The following is a 22,764-nucleotide window of genomic DNA, read 5'->3' as shown; positions in this document are numbered from 1 at the left end:
TTGGAGCCGGCCTCCGACTTGTCATTTGCGGAAAACACGGCAGGTTGTCACTCGCCAATTAGCAAACTGCCGTTATGATGTCGCCCTAGATCAATGCGAACCCGGTGTTTCATGCCATCCAAAAAGAGCCTGCTTAAACCCGCCAAGCCCGTATCCAAATCGAAGAGCGTTCCGCCGAGCTTGCGGTCGGCTCGTGGAGTGTCCGACTGGAAGGAAGCGGTCCAATGGCTGAGGGTGCGCGGCATCGAGGATATCGAATGCATCACCCCTGACCTTGCCGGCGTGCCGCGCGGCAAGATGATGCCGGCATCGAAGTTCACGTCGAATACCTCGCTGGCCCTGCCCTCGGCCATCTACCGCCACACGATCTCGGGCGAATATCCGGAGGAGACCGAGAGCTTTCGCTATGAGCCGCGCGATAGCGACCTCAAGCTCGTACCTGACCTTTCGACGCTGTCAGTGGTTCCGTGGGAAAGCGACCCGACGGCCCAGGTGATCTGCGACATCGTCGACTCCGACGGCCAGCAGGTGTCCTATACGCCGCGTAACCTTTTGAAGCGGGTGATGGCGCTCTACCAGGCGCGTGGCTGGAAAGCGGTGGTGGCGCCCGAAATCGAGTTCTACCTCGTGGCCAAGAACGACGACCCCGACTATCCGCTGCATCCACCAAAGGGCCGTTCCGGACGGACGATCCTCGCCGGCCAGGGATATTCGATCGCCGGCATCAACGAATTCGACGAGTTAATCGACGATATCTACCACTTCTCCGAAAAGCAGGGCCTCGAGATCGACACGCTGATCCACGAGGAAGGTCCGGCGCAGCTGGAAATCAACCTTCGTCATGGCGACCCGATCGAACTCGCCGACCAGGTCTTCATGTTCAAGCGGACGATCCGCGAAGCGGCGCTGAAGCACAATATCTACGCCACCTTCATGGCCAAGCCGATGCAGGCGCAGCCGGGCTCGGCGATGCATATCCACCAGTCGATCGTCAACATCGAGACCGGCCGCAACGTCTTCTCCAACGAAGACGGCTCGCCATCGCAGGCGTTCTTCCACTTCATCGGCGGCATGCAGAAATACGTGCCGAGCGCGCTGTCGATGCTGGCGCCCTACGTCAATTCCTATCGCCGGCTGATGCCGAACATGTCCTGCCCGGTGAACAACGCCTGGGGCTACGATAACCGCACCACCGCCTTCCGAGTTCCTGTCTCGGACCCGCAGGCCCGTCGCGTCGAGAACCGGCTTCCAAGTTCCGATGCCAATCCCTATCTGGCGCTGGCGGCATCGCTCGCCTCCGGCCTGCTCGGGATCACCCGCGAGATCGAACCGACGGCACCGACCGAGGATTCGGCCAACGAGGGATCGATCGACCTTCCGCGCGGCCTGCTGGAGGCCATTGCCCTTCTGGAAGACGAACCGGCATTCGAGGAAGTGTTCGGCCGCGAGTTCATCGGGCTCTACGCGGGCGTCAAGCGCGGCGAATTCGAGACCTTCATGCAGGTGATCAGCCCGTGGGAGCGTGAGTTCCTGCTGCTCAACGTTTAAGACGAGACACTGCTGATGGCATTATCCGATACGTGGCAAAGCCCCATCGCCCCCGGCCTTTCCTGGTACCAGGCGACATCCGGCGAAAGGCCGACCTATCCTGCTCTGGACGGTTCGCGCACGGCCGACGTCGCCATCGTCGGCGGCGGTTATACCGGGCTGCAGGCCGCCTATAATCTTGCCAAGGCAGGCGTCGACGTCGTGCTGATCGAGGCAGAGCGGTTTGGCGATGGCGCTTCGGGGCGTAACGGCGGCCAGCTTGGCACGGGCCAGCGCTGGTGGCCGGAAGAGCTGGAGGAGACGCTCGGCTACGAGCGCTCCAAGGCGCTGTTCGATCTTGCCGAGCGCGCCAAGCACAGCCTTCTCGATTTCGCCAAGGAAAACGGCATAGACATCGACTACATGCCGGGCCAGATGAATGTTGCCCACAAGAAGGGATATCGGCAGGCCTATATCGAGAATGCCGAGATCGCCGCCACGCGCTACGATTATCCGCACATGAAGTTCATGGACCAGGCGGAAACGCAGGAGAGGCTCGGATCGACACGCTATTTCTGTGGCGTACGCGATACAGGCACCGGCCATATCCACCCGTTGAAGCTGCTGATCGGGCTCGCCCGCGTGGCGCAGGCCGCAGGTGCCTCGATCTTCGAGATGACCAAGGCCACCGCCATTCGCCAATCCGGCGGCAAGACGATGATCGATACGCCGTCTGGAACTATAACCGCCAGCCGCGTGCTCATCGCCTGCAACGGCTATATCGGCAACCTGGAACCGGTGACCTCTGGCCACGTCATGCCGCTGCGTTCGTTTATCGGGACCACCGTGCCGCTCGACAAGTTTCCCGGTATCATCCCCGGCGGGGAAGCCGTGGCCGATTCGCGCTTCGTCGTGCGCTATTTCCGCAAGTCGAAGGATGGCCGGTTGCTGTTCGGCGGCCGCGAGGCCTATACGGCCGACAATCCGCGCGACATAAAACAGCATATCGTCCGGCAGATCTCGGAGATCTATCCAGCACTCAAGGACATCGAGATCAGCCATGCGTGGGGCGGATCGGTCGGCATCACGATGACGCGGCAACCTTTCGTTCGCGAGGTCATGCCCGGCGTCACCTCGATCGGCGGCTATTCAGGCCATGGCGTGATGCTGGCAAATTACTGCGGCAAGCTCTATGCCGACATGGTGCTCGGCGGCTCGACCGACCTCGATCTTTTCCGGTCGCTCGACATCCCTGCCTTCCCCGGCGGCGGTTGCTTCCGGGCGCCGCTTCTGTTCCTCGCACTGACGTGGTTTGCGCTGCGCGACAGGTTTTGACCTTTTGACGTTGCGCCGATCACAATTCGTTTTACAAGCAGAGTAGAGATTCCTTGCAACGCACACTGGCCTTTTTAAATCGATTAGATTAAAAAGGCGCCACCCCAGTCTGATTGAGAGATACCTCATGAGCAGCCAAATCATCCCCGTCGATCCCTTTGACTATGTCGTATTCGGTGGCAGTGGCGATCTTGCCGAGCGCAAGCTTTTGCCCGCCCTGTATCATCGGCAGATCGAAGGCCAGTTCACCGAGCCGACCCGCATCATCGGCGCATCCCGCAGCGCACTTTCCGATGAGGAATACCGAAACTTTGCGAAGGCCGCTCTCAAGGAGCATTTGAAGAAGGGCGAGTACAAAGAGGAAGAAGTCGCAAAATTCCTCGCACGCCTTTTCTACATTCCGGTCGATGCCAAGTCCGATGCCGGCTGGGACAAGCTGAAGAAGCTGCTCGACGACGGCAAGGATCGCGTCCGCGCCTTCTACCTGGCCGTTGCGCCGGGCATTTTCGGCGACATCTCGGAAAAGATTCGCGATCACAAGCTGATCACCAAATCGACGCGCATCGTCGTCGAAAAGCCGATCGGCCGCGACCTGGCCTCGGCACTCGAACTGAACGACACGATCGGCAAGGTGTTCAAGGAAGAACAGATCTTCCGCATCGATCACTATCTCGGCAAGGAAACCGTCCAGAACCTGATGGCGCTGCGGTTTGCTAACGCGCTCTATGAGCCGCTGTGGAACGCCAACCACATCGACCACGTGCAGATCACGGTAGCCGAATCGGTCGGCCTCGAAGGTCGTGCCGGCTACTACGATACGGCCGGCGCGCTCCGCGACATGGTGCAGAACCACATCATGCAGCTCGTCTGCCTGGTGGCGATGGAAATTCCGTCGTCGATGGACCAGGAAGCGGTGCGCGACGAAAAACTCAAGGTGCTGCGCGCCCTGAAGCCGATCGACGCCTCCAATGTCGAGCACGCGACCGTGCGCGGACAGTACCGCGCCGGCGCTTCGGCTGGTGGCCCGGTCAAGGGCTACCTTGACGAGCTGGAAGGCGGCGTTTCCAACACCGAGACCTTTGTCGCCATCAAAGCCGAGATCGGCAACTGGCGCTGGGCCGGCGTTCCCTTCTACATCCGCACCGGCAAGCGTCTTGCCGGCCGCATGTCGGAAATCATCATCACCTTCAAATCTTTGCCGCACGTTATCTTCGACGCCGCTGCCGGCCGCGTTCAGCAGAACCAGCTGATCATCCGCCTGCAGCCTGACGAAGGCGTCAAGCAGTCGCTGATGATCAAGGATCCGGGCCCGGGCGGCATGCGCCTGCGCAACGTTTCGCTCGACATGAGCTTTGCCAACGCTTTCCATGTCCGCAGCGCCGATGCCTACGAGCGGCTGCTGATGGACGTCATTCGCAACAACCAGACGCTGTTCATGCGCCGCGACGAAGTCGAAGCCGCATGGAAGTGGGTCGATCCTATCCTCAAGGGATGGGAAACCACAGGACAGCAGGTTCAGGGCTACACATCCGGCACCTGGGGACCAAGCCAATCGATCGCGCTGATCGAGCGCGATGGACGCACCTGGCACGACGAAATCTGAGGCAACTGCGATGACAGCAAACATGCATGCTTTTGAAAGCGGCCCGGCGCTCGCCACCGGTCTGGCGAACAAGGTTGCCGAAACTCTTTCGGCTGCCGTTGCCGCACGGGGCACGGCCAGCATTGCGGTCTCCGGCGGCTCTACGCCGAAGGCCTTTTTCGAAGCGCTGTCATTGCGCGCCATCGACTGGAGCAAGGTGACGATTACGCTGGTCGACGAGCGCTTCGTGCCCGCCGACAATCCACGCTCGAACCATCTGCTGGTCAAGCAGCACCTTCTGAAGAACAATGCGGCGGCAGCCAAATTCCTGCCGCTGTACCAGCCGGCGGCGGATGCCGAAAAATCCGCCGTCATCGCGACGGCCGAGACCAGGGGCATCGACGATCCGTTCGATATTGCCATCCTCGGCATGGGCGGCGATGGCCATACGGCATCGTTCTTTCCCGGCGGCAGCAATCTTGCCAAGGCGCTTGATCCGCAGACACCACGCGGCATCATCACCATGGAAGCCGAAGGCGCTGGCGAACCACGGCTGACCTTCACTTTTGCCAGCCTTCAGGATGCTCGCCTCCTCGTGCTGCATATCGAGGGGCAGAGCAAGAAAGACGTTCTCGCCAAGGCAGAAGCTGCCGGCGAAGAGACCGAGATGCCGATCCGCGCCATCCTGCGCCGGGCCGCCTCGCCGGTCGAAATCTATTGGGCTCCCTGACCGGAGCCCGAAGGCCGCGTCCGCGCCGCCACAAAAACACGGCAACCGATTGAAGACAGGGGTTCCTCATGTCCGCTGACGCACGCATATCCGCGATCACCGCCCGCATCGTCGAACGCTCAAAAGCGTCGCGCGAACGCTATCTCGGTCGTCTGAGAGAGGTAGGCAGCAAAGGCGCTCAGCGCAGCACGCTCGGCTGCGCCAACCTTGCCCATGGTTTCGCCGTCTGTTCCCCCTCCGAGAAGGATGCCCTGGCCGCAGACCAGGTTGCCAATCTCGGGATCATCACCTCCTATAACGACATGTTATCGGCCCATCAGCCCTTCGAGCGCTACCCAGACATCATCCGGGCCGCAGCCACTGAGGCCGGCGGCATTGCGCAGGTCGCAGGCGGCGTTCCCGCCATGTGCGATGGCGTGACGCAGGGACAACCGGGCATGGAACTGTCGCTTTTTTCGCGGGACCTGATCGCCATGTCGGCGGCCGTCGGCCTGTCGCACAACATGTTCGACGCGGCGCTCTATCTCGGCGTCTGCGACAAGATCGTGCCGGGTCTGTTCATTGCCGCCATGAGCTTCGGCCATCTGCCGGCGATCTTCGTTCCCGCCGGGCCTATGACATCAGGTCTTGCGAACGACGAGAAATCACGTGTCCGCCAGCTGTTCGCCGAAGGCAAGGTCGGCAGGGCGGAACTGCTGGAAGCAGAGTCCAAATCCTATCATGGGCCAGGTACCTGCACCTTCTACGGCACGGCCAACTCGAACCAGATGCTGATGGAGATCATGGGCCTGCACATGCCCGGCGCCTCCTTCGTCAATCCCGGCACGCCCCTGCGCGAGGCGCTCACCCGCGAAGCGACGAAGCGGGCGCTGGCGATCACCGCGCTCGGCAACGAATATACACCTGCCGGCGAGATGATCGACGAGCGCTCGATCGTCAACGGCGTCGTCGGCCTGCACGCGACCGGCGGCTCGACCAACCACACCATGCATCTGGTCGCAATGGCACGCGCGGCCGGCATCATGCTGACCTGGCAGGATATATCCGAGCTCTCCGACGCGGTGCCGTTGCTCGCCCGCGTCTATCCGAACGGCCAGGCCGACGTGAACCATTTTCACGCCGCCGGCGGCATGGGATTCCTCATCAAGCAGCTCCTGAAGCACGGCCTCGTCCATGACGACGTCAGGACCGTGTTCGGCCATGGGCTGGAGGCTTACACCGTCGACGCCCTGCTTGGCGAAAACGGCACGGTCACCCGCCAGCCGTCGGCCGAGAAGAGCGCCGATCCCAAGGTGCTTGCCAGCATCGAAATGCCGTTCCAGGGCAATGGCGGGCTGAAGATGCTGCGCGGCAATCTCGGCAAAGCGGTCATCAAGATTTCCGCCGTCAAGCTGGAGCGCCACGTCATCGAAGCGCCGGCAGTCATCTTTCACGACCAGAAGGAGCTGCAGGAAGCCTTCAAGGAAGGCAAGCTCAACCGCGACTTCGTCGCCGTGGTGCGCTTCCAGGGGCCGAAGGCCAACGGCATGCCCGAACTTCACAAGCTGACGCCGGCACTCGGCGTGCTGCAGGATCGCGGCTTCCGGGTGGCACTCCTGACCGACGGGCGCATGTCCGGCGCGTCCGGCAAGATCCCGGCGGCGATCCATGTGACGCCAGAGGCCGTAGACGGCGGCCCGATCGCGCGCATCCAGGAAGGCGACATGATCCGCATCGACGCTATCGCCGGTACGCTCGAACTGATGGTCGATGCCGCTGACCTTGCGGAACGCACACCAGTCATGATCGACTTGTCGGACAACGAATACGGCATGGGCCGCGAATTGTTCGCCCCCTTCCGCCGCGCCGCCGGCCCGGCCGACCAGGGCGCCGGCGTCTTCGCCTGAGGCAAGGCGCGGCTACCCAGCTTCGGCTGGCCGGCCGCGGCTTCGAATTTTGGTGTGACCGCCTGAAGCTTGCGGCGGCACACCCGATCCTTTCGACATAAACTGCCGGACCAGATCACGTTATCCTCGGCCTCCAGCCTTTGGGACGTGCATGCTCAACCGCGTTTTGCCTGCGTTTTCAACAGGCGAGGCCATAGCGGCCTCACAACCATCGCGAACTCTCTCCTGGCAGAGATTCGATGCCTTTCGACGACCGCGATGCGTGAGAAAACCCATGAGGGAACCAAGATAAATTTCACCCTATCGGTTTGAAACGACAGGCCATATTTTACCAGTATCCTGACGGTCAAGGGGCACCTGTGCCGTAAGCATACAACCCCACCACTCTGCATCTAGCCCTCACTCAAAAATATATCGCTGCATAAACAGCAAGATAACCGCATTATGTCAGCAATTTCTGGTAGCATGCCTTTCCTTCAGCGTGTAGAGGTGACGCGAAACCCAGTTTGGCTCTAGCGGAAAAGCGAAAAACCAATGGTCTCAAAGACAACTTTACCGGATACCGCCGAGACGGCTCCACCGACCACAATCTCACCGATGATGTCGAGCCGGATCAAGATTGCCCGGGTCTGCTGCATCCTGGCGGTGATCTACATGCATATCCCGCCCTATTTGATCGACCCTCCGACCACCGCGTTTTCAAGCTCCGGTATCATCTGGATGATACGCGAGATCATCGGCCGATCGAGCGTACCCCTGCTCAGCATCGTTTCCGGCTATCTGCTGGTCATCCTCGCCGGCTCTAAATCCTGGAGCGATCAGGTGGGCCGGAAAATCCTGACCGTCGTCGTGCCCCTCGCCCTGTGGAGCGCGGTGATCATTGCCAAGGATGCGGTGCTGGACGGGCCGGCTACCCTTCCCGATGTCAGCGCCATCCCCCAGCATCTCTTCGGCATTTCGGGCTACCCTCGCAACGGGCCGCTCTATTTCCTGCGCGACGTCTTCGTCTCAGTTCTCTGGACGCCTGTTCTGCTCTATGCGCTTGAAAGAAAGCCGTGGCTATTGTTCGCACTGCTGATTGCCAACAGTATCTTCAATCTCGACGGCGTAATATTCACCAACAGCGCGATCGTCCTGTTCTTTGCGATCGGCCTCGCCTTTGCCAAGGGAATGGCGTCGCCTGATATCATAGATCGTCACAGCCGCATTCTCGCACCCCTGTCGTTCGTGATCCTGCTGGCGATCGGCTGCCTGCCATTCTATGCGAATTACGACTGGATCGGCGACCACGAGCACGACTGGGCGCTTCGCGTGCTGCAACTCGTTGACCGGTTCGCCGGCGCCATCCTCTTCTGGTGGGCTACGAAGGCACTGCTGCGCTTCCCCCGGCTGGTTGCCTTCACGGTCGCATTCGAGCCGGTGATATTCTTTGCCTTTTGCGGTCATACCCTGATCGCCGGTGCCATCTGGATGTGCTTCGAGACCCTCGGATTTCGCATCGGCGGTGCAGCGCACCTGCTGTTCTTCGCGACGGCACCGTTCGTCGGGTTGGCTGCCTCAGTCTGCGCCACCTTCGTGCTGAGCCTCGTCGCACCCGGCTTCCTGGCCCTGCTTCTCGGCGGCAGAAGCCCTTCCCGCCCGCAATTCTGGAATATGCTGACGCTCGGTCGACAGGCCCTGGCACACTTGAACTGATGGCGACATCGCCGACGCGGACAGCGAATTCGGCATGAGCCGCCCATTATCCGTGCCGTTCCGCCGCGCTGCCAGGACAGGTAGATCATAGAACTTGGCTGGCCTACCATCGCCGAGCCGTCCAGCGTCTGCCTGTTGTCCCTCGGCAGACATCGGGCCTATCTTTGCGTAGGGTGATCCCGTTCAATACGAAAGGCGGAGGGGTTCAATGGCCGTCATTGGGATCGACCATATTCAACTGGCAATGCCTGCGGGACAGGAACAAGTCGCCCGGGCGTTTTACAGCGGCGTGCTCGGGTTGCCAGAGTTGGAAAAGCCGCTCCATCTCGCGTCAAGAGGTGGCTGCTGGTTTGGAATGGAGAAACTCAAAATCCATCTCGGTGTCGAGCATGATTTCGTACCCGCGAAGAAGGCCCATCCCGGGCTTCTCGTGGATGACCTCGCAAGTTTATGCCATACCCTGCAGAATGCCGGCTATGAGACCACGTCGGACCAGCCGCTCGAGGGATTTACGCGAGTGTATGTGAACGATCCTTTCGGCAACCGAATAGAATTGATGCAAGTCTCTGCCAAATAGGTCAGCTGCCACACGCCAAAACCGGCAGAACTCTTGGCATCTCCAAACAAGCCGACCGGCCGCAGCGCGTCAATTGACCAAAGCGCGGCAGGCTTTTATACACGGACTTCTGACGGAACCCGGGACGGCTTCGACATTGTCTTTCCAGATCAATGGTGCCGTTCGGAACGTGCATTCGACCACGTAGCGCCGCTGTCTGCATCGGCCATGGAGAAACGACATTATCAAGATCATGGTTTTGCTACACAGCGCCGAAGGCCTGGATTGGCAGTCTCCCCCCAAGGGTACCGGCCTGAAGACATTGAAGGAGGCCGAAGAGCAAGGCTTCATCACGATTCGCGGCGAATTTCAGAAGCGTGAGTTCCGGCTGACCGCGCGCGGCGCCGAATATGTCGAGCGTGACAAGCGTCGCCTGGCAGCGCGCAGGCTCTGAGGCGGGGCTGTCGGAATAGGCATAACTTGTTTGCCAGGTTGGCGATGTCGGAGCGTCATCTCATTTTTGCAAAGTGACCGTAAGTGCATGCCGACCCCACGCGATCATCGGCAGAGCTTTTATGACCCTTACCTTCGTGACGACGAAAGAGCGCCCGGACCTCGTGCACACGACCGGCACCTGGCGATGGGAGGCATTCTTCCAGGGTGGCACAGTTACGCACGAAGAGATGTTGAAGCGCGAAATCGATGGGGCGAGTGTTTCGGAATTGATGCCGACCGTCCTTGTCATGCTCGAAAACGAAGTGCCGGTTGCGATGTCAGCCCTTTGCCTGGATGACCTGGAAGGACGCCCCGAGCTTAATCCATGGCTGGCTGGTGTCTACGTCGACAGGCCGCATAGGGGCCGAGGGCATGGTGCGCGCATGATAGCCGAGCTTGAATCGCTCGCTCGGCGTGAAGGCATCCTGCGTCTGACGCTATACACGTCCCATGCTGCGGGCTTTTACATGAAGTCCGGTTGGGCGACCATCGAGACCTTCGAAAACACCGGCAGGACATACTCGATCATGCAAAAGGGATTGTAGACTCCAACCGCGCCAAGTCTCGACCGCCGGGACATTTTCCGCCAGCACGCCAAACCCGCTCCGCTGCCAGCCTTAACCCCTGATATCCAGCACATGGTTTCGGTGAGCCGGGTGGGTGCTGTAGACGAATATCTTGTTCATTTCCTTTTCGCTCAGCAGCGACAGGAAGCGCACCTCGACGGTGTTGTTGGGGAAAACCTTCATCAGAACGCAGCCGACCTTGTTGATGCGCGCGTCCGGGATATCGAGATAGAATTGCTTCGGCAGGTTATACTGCGTCAGGATCGCCAGAATGGCGCCGCTCATGGAAATCTTGACGATGTCGCAGCGGCGTGAGGCCAGGTGCATCACGCCTTTTTCGGTGTATTCGATCCGTGCCGCATTCATCGTGTCCTGCATCTTGTAGCGACCTTCGCGGTCGTACATGAAGGACTCTTCCTTGTTCAGGAAATGGTTCTGCTGTTTCGGCACGGATGCTGCCATGATCGTGAGCCTTCAAATGTTACGGCGTGCTTCAAGAATAGCAGCCGTTATTTAACACTTTGTTAGATGTGCGAGGCTGACGTCGCGAAAGTTGTAAAATGCCCATCGCCTTATCGCGTCCGGCGATAGGTCTTTCCCTCGCTGTCGAAGAGATGCAGCTTTTCCTTGTCGGCAATGAAGCGCATCTTCTGGCCGCGCTCGACAGGGGCAATACCGGGCAGTTTGGCGACGATCGGCTCGCCGTCGACGAGACCTTCGATGTAGAGCAACGTCACCTCGCCCAAGGCCTCGACGATCGCTACCTCACCCTCGAACAGGTAGTCGTCGCCCTCTGCCAGCCGCAGGTCTTCAGGGCGCACACCGAAACTTGCCGTGCCACCCTTGTCAGATGCATCGGTAGAAATATCGAGCGTTACCGACTTGCCGCCCTTCAGCGTCACCACGGTCGATACGCCTGCCTCGGCGATCGTTGCCGGGATGATGTTCATGGCGGGCGAGCCGATGAATTTGGCAACGAACAGATTGGCCGGACGCTCGTAGAGTTCCAGCGGCGGGCCGACCTGCTCGATGCGGCCGGCCGACAGCACCACGATACGGTCGGCAAGGGTCATCGCCTCCACCTGGTCATGGGTGACATAGATCATCGTCGTATCCGGCATGGAATCGTTCAGCCGGGCGATCTCGATGCGGGTGGCGACGCGCAGCGCAGCGTCGAGGTTCGACAGTGGCTCATCGAACAGGAAGACTTTCGGATTGCGGCAGATGGCGCGGCCGATAGCGACTCGCTGGCGCTGGCCGCCGGAGAGCGCCTTCGGCAGGCGGTCGAGATATTGCGTCAGCTGCAGCTTGTCGGCCGCCGCGCGCACACGGCGGTCGATCTCCTGCTTGCTCTCATGGGCAATGCGCATGCCGAACGCCATGTTGTCGTAAACAGTCATATGCGGATAGAGCGCATAGGACTGGAACACCATGGCGATGCCGCGCCGCGAGGGCGGCACCTGGTTGACGACGCGACCGTCTATGATCATCTCGCCGCCGGTAATGCTTTCCAGACCGGCAATCATCCGCAGCAACGTCGACTTGCCGCAGCCGGACGGCCCGACGAAGACAATGAATTCGCCGTGGGCGATTTCAAGGTCGATGCCGTGCAGCACATTCACCGCGCCGTAGGATTTCCGGATATCCTTCAGAACCAGTCCAGTCATCGCAAGCCCCTCCCGTTCTTGTCTTTAGGCGAGGCGCGCGAAATACGCGCCCCAGGCCGGAATATCGATTTTATTGCCGTAAATTTCGCTGGCGAAACCATGGCCGGCCAGCGCTTCCCACGCACCCTCCGGCAGTTCAGCCGATCCATCCGAGGCGCTCATGTTGAAGACGCAGAGGATCGTCTCGTTGCCGAACGTGCGCGTGTAAAGCATCACGTCATCCTGCGGCGGATAGAAGGAAATCTCGCCGCTGGCGAAGGCCGGGTGCTGTTTGCGGAACGCGAGGAAACGGCGGTAGTGCTCGAGCACCGAGTTTTCATCGCCGCTCTGGACGCTGACGGCGCGCAGGATATGTTCGACAGGCACCGGCAACCATGGCTTTTCCGTCGAGAACCCGCCCTGCACGACCTGGCTGTCCCAGACCATGGGCGTGCGGCAACCGTCGCGGCCCTTGAATTCCGGCCAGAACTGGATGCCGTAGGGATCCTGCAGGTCCTGAAAGGCGATCTCGGCTTCGGTCAGGCCGAGCTCTTCCCCCTGGTACAGGCAGACGGAGCCGCGCAGCGTCATCAGGATCGCCGAATATTGCTTGGCGAAGGCTTCACGGTCGGCCACCAGGCTGCCCCAGCGGCTGACATGGCGCACGACGTCATGGTTGGAAAACGCCCAGCAGGCCCAGCCATCCGGTGCCGCCGCGCCGAAATCCTTCATGACCTCCTCGATTCGAGCCGGCGTCAGGGCGTCTGGCGCCAGGAATTCGAAGGCGTAGCACATGTGCATCTTGTCATCGCCGGAGGTATATTCGCCGACAATCTCCAGGCCACGCTGGCTGTCGCCAACCTCGCCGACGGCTGCAATCGCCGGAAACTCTTCCAGCACAGCGCGGAAGCGCTTGAGGAAGGCGATATTTTCCGGGCGGTTCTTGTCGTAGATGTGCTCCTGGAAGTTATACGGATTGACCGCCGGGGCCGTCGAGGCGTTGCGGCGGGAGGGAGCCAACGCCGGATTGTCGCGCAGCTCGCGGTCGTGAAAATAGAAATTGATGGTGTCGAGGCGGAAGCCGTCGACGCCGCGCTCGAGCCAGAATCGGACGACCTGCAGCAGGCGATCCTGGACCTCCGGATTATGGAGATTGAGATCCGGCTGCGAGGTCAGGAAGTTGTGCATGTAGTATTGCATGCGGGTCGGATCCCAGGCCCAGGCCGAACCGCCGAAGATCGACAGCCAGTTGTTGGGTGGCGTGCCGTCGGGCTTGGCGTCCGACCAGACATACCAGTCGGATTTAGGGTTATCCTGGCTGGAGCGGCTTTCGACGAACCACGGGTGGCGATCGGAGGAGTGGGAGATGACAAGGTCGATCATCACCTTGATGCCGAGCCGATGGGCTTCGGCGATCAGCGAATCGAAATCGGCGAGCGTGCCGAAGATCGGGTCGACGTCCTCGTAGTCAGAGACGTCATAGCCGAAGTCGCGCATCGGCGACATGAAGAAGGGCGACACCCAGATGGCGTCGGCGCCGAGCGAGGCGACGTGCGGCAAGCGGGCGGCGATGCCCTTGAGATCGCCGATGCCGTCGCCGTTGGAGTCCTGGAACGAGCGCGGATAGATCTGGTAGATCACAGCACCGCGCCACCAGTTCTTGTCGGCCGTCGTGATCGATGGAGTAGCAATAGTCATTCCCGGGAGATCCTGTTTGAATGCGAATTGTAGGCGTCAGCCGCCCTTGACAGATCCGGCCAGCAGACCGCGCACCAGGTAGCGCTGCAAACCGAAGAAGACGAGGAGCGGAACTATGATGGTGACGAAGGCCGAGGCCGTCAGGATTTCCCAGTTGCCGCCGCGCGAGCCGAGCAGGGCATTGAGGCTGCCGGTCAGTACCAGCTGGTCCTTGGCGGTGCCGAGGAAGACCATGGCGATCAGAAGGTCGTTCCACACCCAGAGGAACTGGAAGATCGCGAAGGAGGCGAGCGCCGGAAAGGACAGCGGCAGGATGATCTTGACGAAGATGTCGAAATCGCTGGCGCCGTCGACGCGGGCGGATTCGATGATCTCCTTCGGCAGGCCGGCAATGTAGTTGCGCAGCAGATAGATGGCGAGCGGCATGCCGAAGGCCGTATGGGCAAGCCAGATGCCGGGATAGGTTTTCGAGGGCACGCCGAGGAAAGAGCCGATGTCGTTATAGAGCCGCAGCAGAGGGATCAGCGACATCTGCAGCGGCACGACGATCAGCCCGACTACCAGCGCAATCATCAGCGATCGGCCGGGAAACTCCATCCAGGCCAGCGCATACGCGGCGAAGGCGGCGATCAGGATCGGGATGATGGTGGCTGGGATGGTGACGGTCAGCGAATTGATGAAAGACTGGCCGATCCCCTCGCCCGTCACCACCGACTTGAAGTTTTGCAGCGTGAAGGCCGGCGGCGAGGCGACGGAGATATATATGCGCTTGCCGCGCGTGTCGTCGAAGGCGGCGTTCTTGGTGTATTTGTAGCTGCCGTCCGTGTTGATCAGCAAAGTTTCGCCGTTACCGATATCGGCAGGCTCGCCGGCCTTGAAGGCTGAGGGGTCCTGCGCCTTGACGCCGAACGCACTGACCTTGCCGAGCGAACCCGCATTCGAAAAGACCGAGCCTGAGATGACGTAGTTTGTACCGTCCTGCTGCTGCTTGTCTGCAGCGTCGAGCCGTACTGCTGTCGTCTGTGAGGAGCCGTAAAAGGCCGTCCACCAGCCGGAGACGGTAATCTGATCCTTGTCGCGCAATGCGGTGACGAAGATGCCGAGTGTCGGCACCAACCAGACGATGACGATCAAAAGCACCATGGCGTGGAAGAACAGCCGGGCTGGGCCAATGCTGAAGAAGCTCCTGTCGAAGGTCATCTCAGTGCTCTCCCGTTTCCTGGTTGGCGCGCCGGACGTTCCAGATCATGATCGGCATGACGGCGACCATGATGATGAGGGCGATAACGGCGCTACGGCCGCTGTCGCCACCGCCACGGAACATCCAGTTGAACATCAGGTTGGCGAGTACCATCGAGTCCCACTGACCGTTGGTCATGGTGAGAACGATGTCGAAGACTTTCAGCACGAGGATGGTGATCGTCGTCCAGACGACGGCGATCGTTCCCCAGATCTGCGGCACCATGATCTTCCAGAAGATCTGCCAGCCGTTGGCGCCATCGATGACGGCAGCCTCGATGGTCTCCTCCGGGATGCCACGCAGGGCTGCCGACAGGATGACCATCGCAAAGCCGGTCTGGATCCAGATGAGGATGATCATCAGGAAGAAGTTGTTCCAGAAGGGAATGGAGATCCAGACCTCAGGCGTGCCGCCGAACAACTGCACGATGGCGTTCAGCAGGCCGATCTGGGTGTCGTTGCCACCACGATATTCGTAGATGAACTTCCAGATGACGGAGGCGCCGACGAAGGAGATGGCCATCGGCATGAAGACGATGCTTTTCGCGATATTTCCCCACCAGATCCGGTCGGTCATCACTGCGATGACGAGGCCGAAGAAGGTGCAGGCGGCCGGCACGACGGCCAACCAAAGGATGTTGTTGAAAATGGCCTGGTGGAACTCGCGGTCACCGATTGCCCACTGGTAATTGGCGAGCCCGACATATTGCTCGCCGCCCTTGTCGTAGAAGGACAGGATGAACGTGGCAACGACCGGGTAGACGAGATAGACGACCAGCAACAGCAGTGCCGGCCCGATGAACAGCCAGGGGCGGATGATCGAGCGACGCCGCAGATTGCGTGATGCGACGAAAACGTCGTCGCCATCCCGGGCCGGGAATGCGAAATCGAGCAACTTGTTGGAAAACAGGAAATAGGCGGCGCAGGCGGCGACGCCCAGAACCACGGCGCCCAGTGCCGAAGCGATCTGCCAGATCATAAGTCCCTCCCCTTGCGCATTTGATTGCTGCTTGTGGCGGCCGCCATCGTCGTCCTCCCCGACGCTGGCGGCCATCCTGACCGCCGCCGGATACCGGCGGCGGCTTTTCAGATGAGGGTCTTACTTGATGCCGTCCCAGGCTTTCTGGATATCGTCTGCCGAGGCCTGTGCGGACTTGCCGCCGACGAAATCCACCATGCCGGTCCAGAAGGCGCCGGCGCCGATCTTGCCCGGCATCAGGTCCGATCCGTCGAAACGGAAGGCTGTGGCCGAAGTCAGAAGCTCGCCTTCCTTCTTCAGCGTGTAGTTGGCGTAGGCACCGGTGTTGACGGCCTTGTAGGGCGTCAGGAAGCCGGATTGTGCCATCCACACTTCATGGGCGATAGGCGTCTGCAGGAATTCGATGAAAGCACGGGCGGCCTTCGAATCCTTGGTGATCGCAGCCAGAGTACCGGCGCCGAGAACCGGCTTGCCGAGCTCAGGATGCGAGGCATAGGGCGGGAAGTAGAAGAAGTCGGCGTCCTGCCCGAGCTTCGTTCCCTCAGGGAAGAAAGACGGGATGAACGAAGCCTGCTTGTGCAGATAGCACTTCGGCGGCACCGAAAAGAGGCCTTTCGGGCTGTCGCGGAAATCGGTCGAGGCAACGGCTGCAACGCCACCGTCGACATATTTCGCGTTCTTGGCGAACTTGCCGAATTCCTCGATAGCCCCCACGACCTTCGGATCGTTGAACTTCAGCTCGTTGGTGGTCCACTTGTCGTAGTCGGTCGGAGACTGCGTGCGCAGCATCAGATCCTCGATCCAGTCGGTTGCCGGCCAGCCGGTCGCGCCGCCCGATCCGAGCCCGATGCACCACGGCACGCCGCCGTCCTTGACGATCTGGTCGGAGAGCTTGATCAGATCTTCCATCGTCTTCGGCACGTTATAGCCGGCTTCCTCGAAGTTTTCCGGCACGTACCAGACGAGCGACTTCAGGTCGGCCTTGTAGGGGAAGGCGTAGAAGGCATCCTTGCCGTCCTTACCCTTGTAGGTGCCGTAGCTGACCCAGCTGTCGCCGGCGCCGTAGTTGGTCTTCACCCAGTTGGCCTGGTCGTCGCCGAGCGGCGTCAGGTAGCCCTTGCTGGCGAGATTGGCGAGCAGGCCCGGCTGCGGCAGGATCGCGACATTCGGCGGCGAACCGGCCTGGGTGTCGATGACGATCTGCTGCTCGTAGTTTTCCGACGACGAGTATTTCGCGTCAATGCCGGTAGCTTCGGTAAAATAGGCGAGAACGCTGGCGAACAGCTTTTCGTCTTCGCCACGCCACGGTCCAAAGATCGTGAGCGTCTGGCCCTTCAGATCGGCGTGGGCCGTCTTGAAGGTGTCGTAGCTCTTCCAGTTGAACTTGGAGTCTTCATTCGGCTTAAACTTCAGGTCGGCGGCCGATACGGAGCCGGCCATCACTGCGGCCAAAGCAATGCTCATCAGAAATGATGTCTTCATGTGATTTTCCCTCCCGTCACAATATCCAAAAGCATCTCCCACAAAACAGCGAGTGACACGCTATCCTCAAAGCGCTTTGGCTTGCGAATTCATTCTACTGCGGCTCTCTTGAGTCAAGCGATTTTACGAAACGACGACTGCAGATGCGAAATCTCGCATTGCAACATCGAATAAACGAAATATGACGCGATTTTTCTTGAGTCAAGGATGGCAAAGACATCATAATTGAAAGCGCTTTGGGAGGCGTTTGGGCGGAGCTGCCGGGTTTGGGTGGCCCTTTGTCCACTGTATGGAATGCGCGTGGGGAGGTCATCGGTGTGAACCTGAAACAGCTGTCGCAAATGCTCGGCCTGTCCCAGACGACTGTCAGCCGCGCCCTTAACGGATACCCGGAAGTCAGCCGCGAGACACGCGAAAGGGTGCTGGCCGCTGTCCGCGACACCGGCTATCGACCGAACACGGCGGCGCAACGGCTAGCCACGGGCAAGGCGGGCTCGATCGGGCTCGTCATGCCGACAGCGCCCGGACATCCGTCCGACGTGCATTTCGGAGAATTTCTCACGGGGCTTGGCGAGGAGGCGCTGCGGCACGATTTTCACCTCGTCATCATGCCGGCGCATCCGGAGGATGAAGTGGCGGCCCTGCGGCGCCTGGCGGTCAGTGGCAACGTCGATGCGCTGTTCGTCGCCTATATGCGGGCCGATGATCCGCGCGTCGTCATGCTGAAATCGCTGTCGATTCCTTTCGTTGTACACGGGCGCTCGTTCGGCAGCGAGCCTGACTACCCGTTCGTCGACATCGACAACGAGGCCGCCTTTTACGATGCGGCACGGCTGCTGCTGCAACTCGGGCATCGGAGGTTCGCGCTGATGAACGGGCCGGCCCATCTCGACTTCGCCATGCGCCGTCAAAACGGCGTGGTCGCGGCGCTCGCCGAACGCGGCCTGATGCTTGACGAGACCTCTGTCAGCAACACGCCGATGACCGACGAACAGGGCTTTGTGGCAATGGAGCGTTTCCTGCAGATGACGGAAAGACCGACAGCCATCCTCTGTTCCAGCACCGTTTTGGCGCTGGGTGCGATCCGCGCTGTCAATCAGGCCGGCCTCCGGCTCGGCGAGGATATCTCGCTGATTGCCCATGACGACGTGCTGGCGCTCTTGAAGCCGGAGAATTTCTCGGTGCCGCTGACGACCACCCGTTCATCGCTGCGGGCAGCCGGCGTCCGCGTCGCGGAGCGGTTGATCGGCGGGATCAAGAACCAGGGCCCCTACCCTGAACACGAACTCTGGAAGGCCGAACTTATCGTGCGCGCATCCACGGGGGCCGCACCAGCCTCCTGACGTTGCTTTAGAATGTCGGCGCGGTCCGGCCGGCGCCGCGATAGGCGGCAATCACCGTATTTGCCATCAGCATGGCGATCGTCATCGGGCCGACACCGCCGGGAACGGGTGTGATGACATCAGCGACATCGGCGCATTCGGCAAAGGCGACATCGCCGACCAATCGGGTCTTGCCCTCGCCGCGCTCCGGTGCGGCAATGCGGTTGATGCCGACATCGATCACCGTCGCGCCCGGCTTCACCCAATCGGCCTTGACCATCTCGGGCCGGCCGACGGCCGCTACAAGGATATCGGCGCGGGCGCAGACGGTGGCCAGATCCTTCGTGCGCGAATGAGCGATGGTCACCGTCGCATTGGAATTGAGCAGGAGCTGGGCCATTGGCTTTCCGAACAGATTGGAGCGACCGATGACCACGGCATTGAGACCCGACAGATCGTCACCGTGGGTCTGGCGGACGAAGAGCATGGCGCCGGCTGGCGTGCAAGAGATCAGTCCTGTCGCGAGATCGCCGGTAGCGAGCTTGCCAGCATTGACGACATGCAGGCCGTCGACATCTTTTTCAGGCAGGATAGACTGGATGATCGCGTCCGAATCCAGGTGCTTCGGCAAGGGCAGCTGCACCAGGATGCCGTCGATGGCCGGATCTGCATTGAGAGTTGAAACCAGGGTTGCGAGTTCGTCCTGGCTCGTCTCCAGAGGCAAGGTATGCTGGATTGAATTGAAGCCGCATTCCTTGGCCATGCGGCTCTTGGCGGCGACGTAGGTGTGGCTGGCGGCGTCGTCACCGACGATCACGACCGCAAGGCCGGTTTTTTTGCCGGTTTCCGTTGCCAATACGGATGCAGCCGCCTTCACGGCCTCGATGACCGATGCCGCCACCTGCTTGCCGTCGATTACTGTCGCCACGCGTATTCTCCCGGATATCGATGCCGCGGCAATCTAGCCCTGCCCTGCAGCGGGGATTTGCCTGTCTACGCCCTATGATGTCAAAACACGATATTTGCAAGACGGCGGGAAGACTTGTTCAGCGGCCAGCGGCCTGGCGCCGCGAAGCGTAGTTGGCGACCCTTTCGCGCAGCAAGGCCACATCATCGATGATTGCGGCCAGTGCTGTTTCAGGCTCTGTGCGCCCGGCAACCGGTTCCAGGCGGTCGTTGGCAACAGCGACACTGGCGTCAAAACGTTTCTGCGGCTGATCCAGCGGCACCCGAACCGGCGCCTGATCCTGAGGAAAATCCACCAGTAGATCGACCTTATCGAAATCGACGGCGTGATGGTCGTCCGACGGGCGTCGGAACGATCTCCGGACCAGCAGACGGGCGGCCACGAGCGCCAGCGCGATGGCAAGACCGCCGAGCGCGCTGCGAAGGCTCCGCCATGTCATATCGTCATCGATGGGTGTTGCTGCAGGCACGGCAGGTGTGGTCAGCGCCAGCGGAACCTCGGAGGGCTTCGATTGCGGGGCTGTTTCTTCAGATGCCGTGAGTGCCGCATCATAGGCCTGCCGGGCGGTCTCGACATTCTCCTGCAACCGGCGGAATGCCTCGAGATCGACATCGACCTTCTGGCCATCGAGTTCGGCGAGGCGATCCTTCAACTGTTTCACCTCAGTCGTGGTCGTCTTGACTTCGGCGTCGCTGGCAACCACCAGTTTGCGGATCTCGGCAAGGATCGACGCCCCCAGGGTATCGATGCTCGACTGAGCCGCGATCAGGCGCGGATGGCGCGGGCCGAGCTGCGTCGACAACTGACTGAGCGTGCTCCTCGCCGCTGCATAGCGATTGCGCAGGTCTTCGAGCGCTGCAGGCGAGCCGAGGTCTGGGGAGATCGCACCATCGAGCACGTCGGCCATCCTGACAGATTTGGCCGCTGTCAGGCGGATGGAAGCTGCCTGGACTGCAGCGTTTGCCGTGGCAAGCCGGTTGCCGAGAGCCTCGCGGCTGGCCATCAGATCGGTCGCGGCGGCTATCTTCTCGTCACCGGCAGCCGCTTTGAAATTCGCAAGGGCGGAGGTCGCGTCGTCGAAACGCTTGCGGTCGCTTTCGAGCGCAAGCTCAGCCGCGCCGGGCACTGAAGCCAAAGGATTGGTCGCGGCGTCGCGGACGGCGATGTCGGCAAGAAGGTTGGCGATGCGGGCAGACTTTGCCGGATCTTCCGACCGCGCCACAAGCGCAATGGCGCCAGATTGCAGATCGGGAGCGATGGTCAGTCTTTGCTTGAGGGCAAGCTGGGCGCGTGAAAAACTGTCGGCTGCAGCACCGCTGTCGGTGAAGAGGTCCCTGATGACGCTATAGGCCGTCGCCTTTCCGCCGCTGAACTCCGCATCGTGATCCAGTTTCAGGCGCGTCACGACCTGGGCCAGCGCATGCTGCGAGGTGATCCGCTGGAGGGTCGCGTCCATGAAGCCGGGCGTGGTGCGGGCAGCGCCCAGAAACTGCAGGCGGGATTGGGCGGCGTAGTGTGGCGGGGTCGCAAGCATCGTCGGCACGAGAGCACTTCCGGCCGTGACCGCGAGGATGAAGGCTGCAGATCCCCAGGAAATGGCTGCGCGTTTTTGCGGCTCGGAGAGCGACGGAGAGTACTCGGTCGGGGGCTGCAAATCGGCGTCGAAATACGCGGCATCCACCGCTGATGATTCGGCCGACGCAGGCTGAACGGGCGCTGGCTCGTCTATCGCCATGGATTGAGCCGGTTCGTCCATCTCCGGAGCAGCCGGTCGGCTGTCATCGGTGCGCAGGATTTCCCGAATCCGCAGGGCAAGCGGCACTGTCGCTTCCGGCGCAGTGCGGGCACCAGGAGCGGAAACGGGAAAAGGTTCGCCAGCCAGGGACCGCTGCAGGAAATCCAGCAATTCGGCCTGGCTCAGCCCGGATTGGCGGCGGTCGGGAGTAGTGTCGATCCGGTCGTTGTCGGACTGGAACACTCTGTTATTAAAATCGCTCTGTACCATGACGGCCGATCTCGCGCACAGGACCGTCGATCAATCGGCGGCAACTTCGGATGATTAACCGATTGTAAATTTTGATAGGAAAGAAAAGGTTAACAGTCGGCCGCGGCAAGCGACTTTCCACGATTAGCGCGCTGTTTTAGTGCGTTTTCTCAGCCTTCACCGCGTCGCCGCCGGGCGGGGCTTCCGGTGGGACAATCGGTACCGTCTTCATGTTTTTCTTGACAGGCGCGCCCTCGTTGGCGCGCACCTCGTCCTTGGAGAGATAGTCGAGCTGCTCGATCACCACGCTGTCGACATACTCGCCGCCCAGATGGCCGTTCAGGTTCTTCTTGATCTCGTCGCGAAAGGCTTCGACATTGAACGCCTTCGGCTTTGACATATCGATCATCTTGTTGCCGACCAGCAGCGTAAACAAAGCATCCGTCGTCAGGGCCGGCAAAGGTGTTTCGAGATCCTTCGCCTTGTCCTTGTCCATCATGTAGGAAATCTTGGTGATGAAATAGCCGCTGACGCCTGTGTCGCCAATGATCGGGACATTGATCGACTCGCCCTTGACGAATTCCTTGGCAGAAGGCTTGGCATCCGGGCTTGCGGCCGGGGCTGTCGCCATCTGGATGGAAAAGTAGACCGCCACCAAGGTGACGACGCACACCCAAAGGCCTGTGGCGACGAGCTTGATCATCCTGCCTGACGCACCGCGAACTGTTCCTGGGAATAGGTGCCGTCTGCATCGGCATCCTGCACGGCATTCTTCAGAATTTCAGCCACAGCGCGCACGGCTTCCAGATGGGCTTCGACGCGACGCGCGTTAAGCACCAGCTTCTTCTTCAGGCCGTGCAGCTGCTCGATGTGGGCAGCTGCCATTTCAGCGGGGTCGGTATCGCGAAACAGCATCGACAGTTCATAAAGGCAACGGCTCTTGTGGGCGTTGGAGACTTTGAGATCGAATTCCGCGTCCTTGCCGATGCGGTTGTTCTCGTTGTCGATGATCAGTTCCAGCCGGCCCAGGACAGACTTGATCCGGTAGTCGTTCGAAATAATTTCCATAGCCTTG

20 protein-coding genes are annotated in these 22,764 nt (G+C 60.7%); 10 read left to right on the top strand and 10 right to left on the bottom strand.

Features of this window, described 5'->3' with window-relative positions; all coding sequences use genetic code 11:
- Positions 1 to 111 precede the first annotated feature (111 nt).
- From PR018_RS01310 to PR018_RS01270, 9 genes are all read left to right on the top strand, one after another.
- A complete protein-coding gene (locus PR018_RS01310; protein ID WP_142824045.1) occupies positions 112 to 1,548 on the top strand; it encodes a glutamine synthetase family protein in 1,437 nt (478 codons plus the stop codon).
- A 15-nt stretch (positions 1,549 to 1,563) separates the two neighbouring features.
- A complete protein-coding gene (locus tag PR018_RS01305) occupies positions 1,564 to 2,862 on the top strand; it encodes an NAD(P)/FAD-dependent oxidoreductase (protein ID WP_142824044.1) in 1,299 nt (432 codons plus the stop codon).
- 127 nt (positions 2,863 to 2,989) lie between these two features.
- Positions 2,990 to 4,465 carry a glucose-6-phosphate dehydrogenase gene (gene zwf, locus PR018_RS01300; RefSeq protein ID WP_142824043.1) on the top strand — a complete coding sequence of 492 codons (1,476 nt, stop codon included), beginning with the start codon at positions 2,990 to 2,992 and terminating at the stop codon, positions 4,463 to 4,465.
- 10 nt (positions 4,466 to 4,475) lie between these two features.
- Positions 4,476 to 5,174, top strand: coding sequence for a 6-phosphogluconolactonase (gene pgl / locus PR018_RS01295; protein ID WP_142824042.1), 699 nt, complete (start codon positions 4,476 to 4,478; stop codon positions 5,172 to 5,174).
- A 68-nt stretch (positions 5,175 to 5,242) separates the two neighbouring features.
- Entirely contained in the window at positions 5,243 to 7,060 is a 1,818-nt protein-coding gene (gene edd / locus PR018_RS01290) for a phosphogluconate dehydratase (RefSeq protein WP_142824041.1), read from the top strand.
- A 534-nt stretch (positions 7,061 to 7,594) separates the two neighbouring features.
- Complete coding sequence (locus PR018_RS01285) at positions 7,595 to 8,755, top strand: acyltransferase family protein (protein ID WP_142824040.1); 1,161 nt, start codon at positions 7,595 to 7,597, stop codon at positions 8,753 to 8,755.
- A gap of 208 nt (positions 8,756 to 8,963) precedes the next feature.
- Entirely contained in the window at positions 8,964 to 9,332 is a 369-nt protein-coding gene (locus PR018_RS01280; protein ID WP_142824039.1) for a VOC family protein, read from the top strand.
- 232 nt (positions 9,333 to 9,564) lie between these two features.
- Positions 9,565 to 9,765: a hypothetical protein gene (locus tag PR018_RS01275; protein WP_111217881.1), complete on the top strand. Its 201-nt coding sequence runs from the start codon at positions 9,565 to 9,567 to the stop codon at positions 9,763 to 9,765.
- 121 nt (positions 9,766 to 9,886) lie between these two features.
- On the top strand, positions 9,887 to 10,351 hold the full coding sequence (locus PR018_RS01270; protein WP_142824038.1) for a GNAT family N-acetyltransferase: 465 nt from the start codon (positions 9,887 to 9,889) through the stop codon (positions 10,349 to 10,351).
- A gap of 72 nt (positions 10,352 to 10,423) precedes the next feature.
- On the opposite strand, the gene PR018_RS01265 is transcribed toward PR018_RS01270, so the two are convergent.
- The 6 genes from PR018_RS01265 to PR018_RS01240 form a co-directional block, all read right to left on the bottom strand.
- On the bottom strand, positions 10,424 to 10,834 hold the full coding sequence (locus tag PR018_RS01265) for a hypothetical protein (RefSeq protein ID WP_202617128.1): 411 nt from the start codon (positions 10,832 to 10,834) through the stop codon (positions 10,424 to 10,426).
- 110 nt (positions 10,835 to 10,944) lie between these two features.
- Positions 10,945 to 12,039, bottom strand: a complete 1,095-nt coding sequence (locus tag PR018_RS01260; RefSeq protein WP_142824037.1) for an ABC transporter ATP-binding protein — start codon at positions 12,037 to 12,039, stop codon at positions 10,945 to 10,947.
- Between the two features lie 24 nt (positions 12,040 to 12,063).
- Positions 12,064 to 13,716 (bottom strand): beta-galactosidase BglA, encoded by a 1,653-nt coding sequence (bglA, locus tag PR018_RS01255; RefSeq protein WP_142824036.1) that lies wholly within the window; start codon positions 13,714 to 13,716, stop codon positions 12,064 to 12,066.
- 36 nt (positions 13,717 to 13,752) lie between these two features.
- Complete coding sequence (locus PR018_RS01250) at positions 13,753 to 14,916, bottom strand: carbohydrate ABC transporter permease (protein WP_142829234.1); 1,164 nt, start codon at positions 14,914 to 14,916, stop codon at positions 13,753 to 13,755.
- Position 14,917: 1 nt separating this feature from the next.
- Entirely contained in the window at positions 14,918 to 15,934 is a 1,017-nt protein-coding gene (locus PR018_RS01245) for a carbohydrate ABC transporter permease (RefSeq protein ID WP_142824452.1), read from the bottom strand.
- Positions 15,935 to 16,054: 120 nt separating this feature from the next.
- Positions 16,055 to 17,416 carry an ABC transporter substrate-binding protein gene (locus PR018_RS01240; protein ID WP_142824034.1) on the bottom strand — a complete coding sequence of 454 codons (1,362 nt, stop codon included), beginning with the start codon at positions 17,414 to 17,416 and terminating at the stop codon, positions 16,055 to 16,057.
- 317 nt (positions 17,417 to 17,733) lie between these two features.
- Here PR018_RS01240 and PR018_RS01235 point away from each other — a divergent pair, with 317 nt between their 5' ends.
- Positions 17,734 to 18,759: a LacI family DNA-binding transcriptional regulator gene (locus PR018_RS01235; protein WP_142824033.1), complete on the top strand. Its 1,026-nt coding sequence runs from the start codon at positions 17,734 to 17,736 to the stop codon at positions 18,757 to 18,759.
- Positions 18,760 to 18,766: 7 nt separating this feature from the next.
- Here the strand turns inward: PR018_RS01235 and folD are convergent, their stop codons facing one another.
- The 4 genes from folD to PR018_RS01215 all read right to left on the bottom strand — a co-directional run bounded on the left by folD (position 18,767) and on the right by PR018_RS01215 (position 22,757).
- Positions 18,767 to 19,666 (bottom strand): bifunctional methylenetetrahydrofolate dehydrogenase/methenyltetrahydrofolate cyclohydrolase FolD, encoded by a 900-nt coding sequence (gene folD / locus PR018_RS01230; RefSeq protein WP_142824032.1) that lies wholly within the window; start codon positions 19,664 to 19,666, stop codon positions 18,767 to 18,769.
- Between the two features lie 118 nt (positions 19,667 to 19,784).
- Positions 19,785 to 21,710, bottom strand: a complete 1,926-nt coding sequence (locus PR018_RS01225) for a GumC domain-containing protein (RefSeq protein ID WP_142824031.1) — start codon at positions 21,708 to 21,710, stop codon at positions 19,785 to 19,787.
- 136 nt (positions 21,711 to 21,846) lie between these two features.
- Positions 21,847 to 22,392, bottom strand: a complete 546-nt coding sequence (locus PR018_RS01220) for a flagellar basal body-associated FliL family protein (RefSeq protein ID WP_142824030.1) — start codon at positions 22,390 to 22,392, stop codon at positions 21,847 to 21,849.
- A complete protein-coding gene (locus tag PR018_RS01215) occupies positions 22,389 to 22,757 on the bottom strand; it encodes a hypothetical protein (protein WP_111217407.1) in 369 nt (122 codons plus the stop codon). The genes PR018_RS01220 and PR018_RS01215 overlap by 4 nt, the downstream gene beginning before the upstream one ends.
- Between the last annotated feature and the right edge of the window lie 7 nt (positions 22,758 to 22,764).

Source organism: Rhizobium rhododendri, from assembly GCF_007000325.2.
Lineage (GTDB): Bacteria > Pseudomonadota > Alphaproteobacteria > Rhizobiales > Rhizobiaceae > Rhizobium > Rhizobium rhododendri.
This window is presented reverse-complemented; position numbering and strand designations above follow the sequence as displayed.

What these genes read in the sequence shown, in the direction of transcription:
- PR018_RS01310 (WP_142824045.1), top strand. Translation starts at nt 112, where the DNA reads ATGCCATCCAAAAAGAGCCTGCTTAAACCCGCCAAGCCCGTATCCAAA.
- PR018_RS01305 (WP_142824044.1), top strand. Translation starts at nt 1,564, where the DNA reads ATGGCATTATCCGATACGTGGCAAAGCCCCATCGCCCCCGGCCTTTCC.
- zwf (WP_142824043.1), top strand. Translation starts at nt 2,990, where the DNA reads ATGAGCAGCCAAATCATCCCCGTCGATCCCTTTGACTATGTCGTATTC.
- pgl (WP_142824042.1), top strand. Translation starts at nt 4,476, where the DNA reads ATGACAGCAAACATGCATGCTTTTGAAAGCGGCCCGGCGCTCGCCACC.
- edd (WP_142824041.1), top strand. Translation starts at nt 5,243, where the DNA reads ATGTCCGCTGACGCACGCATATCCGCGATCACCGCCCGCATCGTCGAA.
- PR018_RS01285 (WP_142824040.1), top strand. Translation starts at nt 7,595, where the DNA reads ATGGTCTCAAAGACAACTTTACCGGATACCGCCGAGACGGCTCCACCG.
- PR018_RS01280 (WP_142824039.1), top strand. Translation starts at nt 8,964, where the DNA reads ATGGCCGTCATTGGGATCGACCATATTCAACTGGCAATGCCTGCGGGA.
- PR018_RS01275 (WP_111217881.1), top strand. Translation starts at nt 9,565, where the DNA reads ATGGTTTTGCTACACAGCGCCGAAGGCCTGGATTGGCAGTCTCCCCCC.
- PR018_RS01270 (WP_142824038.1), top strand. Translation starts at nt 9,887, where the DNA reads ATGACCCTTACCTTCGTGACGACGAAAGAGCGCCCGGACCTCGTGCAC.
- PR018_RS01265 (WP_202617128.1), bottom strand. Translation starts at nt 10,834, where the DNA reads ATGGCAGCATCCGTGCCGAAACAGCAGAACCATTTCCTGAACAAGGAA.
- PR018_RS01260 (WP_142824037.1), bottom strand. Translation starts at nt 12,039, where the DNA reads ATGACTGGACTGGTTCTGAAGGATATCCGGAAATCCTACGGCGCGGTG.
- bglA (WP_142824036.1), bottom strand. Translation starts at nt 13,716, where the DNA reads ATGACTATTGCTACTCCATCGATCACGACGGCCGACAAGAACTGGTGG.
- PR018_RS01250 (WP_142829234.1), bottom strand. Translation starts at nt 14,916, where the DNA reads ATGACCTTCGACAGGAGCTTCTTCAGCATTGGCCCAGCCCGGCTGTTC.
- PR018_RS01245 (WP_142824452.1), bottom strand. Translation starts at nt 15,934, where the DNA reads ATGATCTGGCAGATCGCTTCGGCACTGGGCGCCGTGGTTCTGGGCGTC.
- PR018_RS01240 (WP_142824034.1), bottom strand. Translation starts at nt 17,416, where the DNA reads ATGAAGACATCATTTCTGATGAGCATTGCTTTGGCCGCAGTGATGGCC.
- PR018_RS01225 (WP_142824031.1), bottom strand. Translation starts at nt 21,710, where the DNA reads ATGGTACAGAGCGATTTTAATAACAGAGTGTTCCAGTCCGACAACGAC.
- PR018_RS01220 (WP_142824030.1), bottom strand. Translation starts at nt 22,392, where the DNA reads ATGATCAAGCTCGTCGCCACAGGCCTTTGGGTGTGCGTCGTCACCTTG.
- PR018_RS01215 (WP_111217407.1), bottom strand. Translation starts at nt 22,757, where the DNA reads ATGGAAATTATTTCGAACGACTACCGGATCAAGTCTGTCCTGGGCCGG.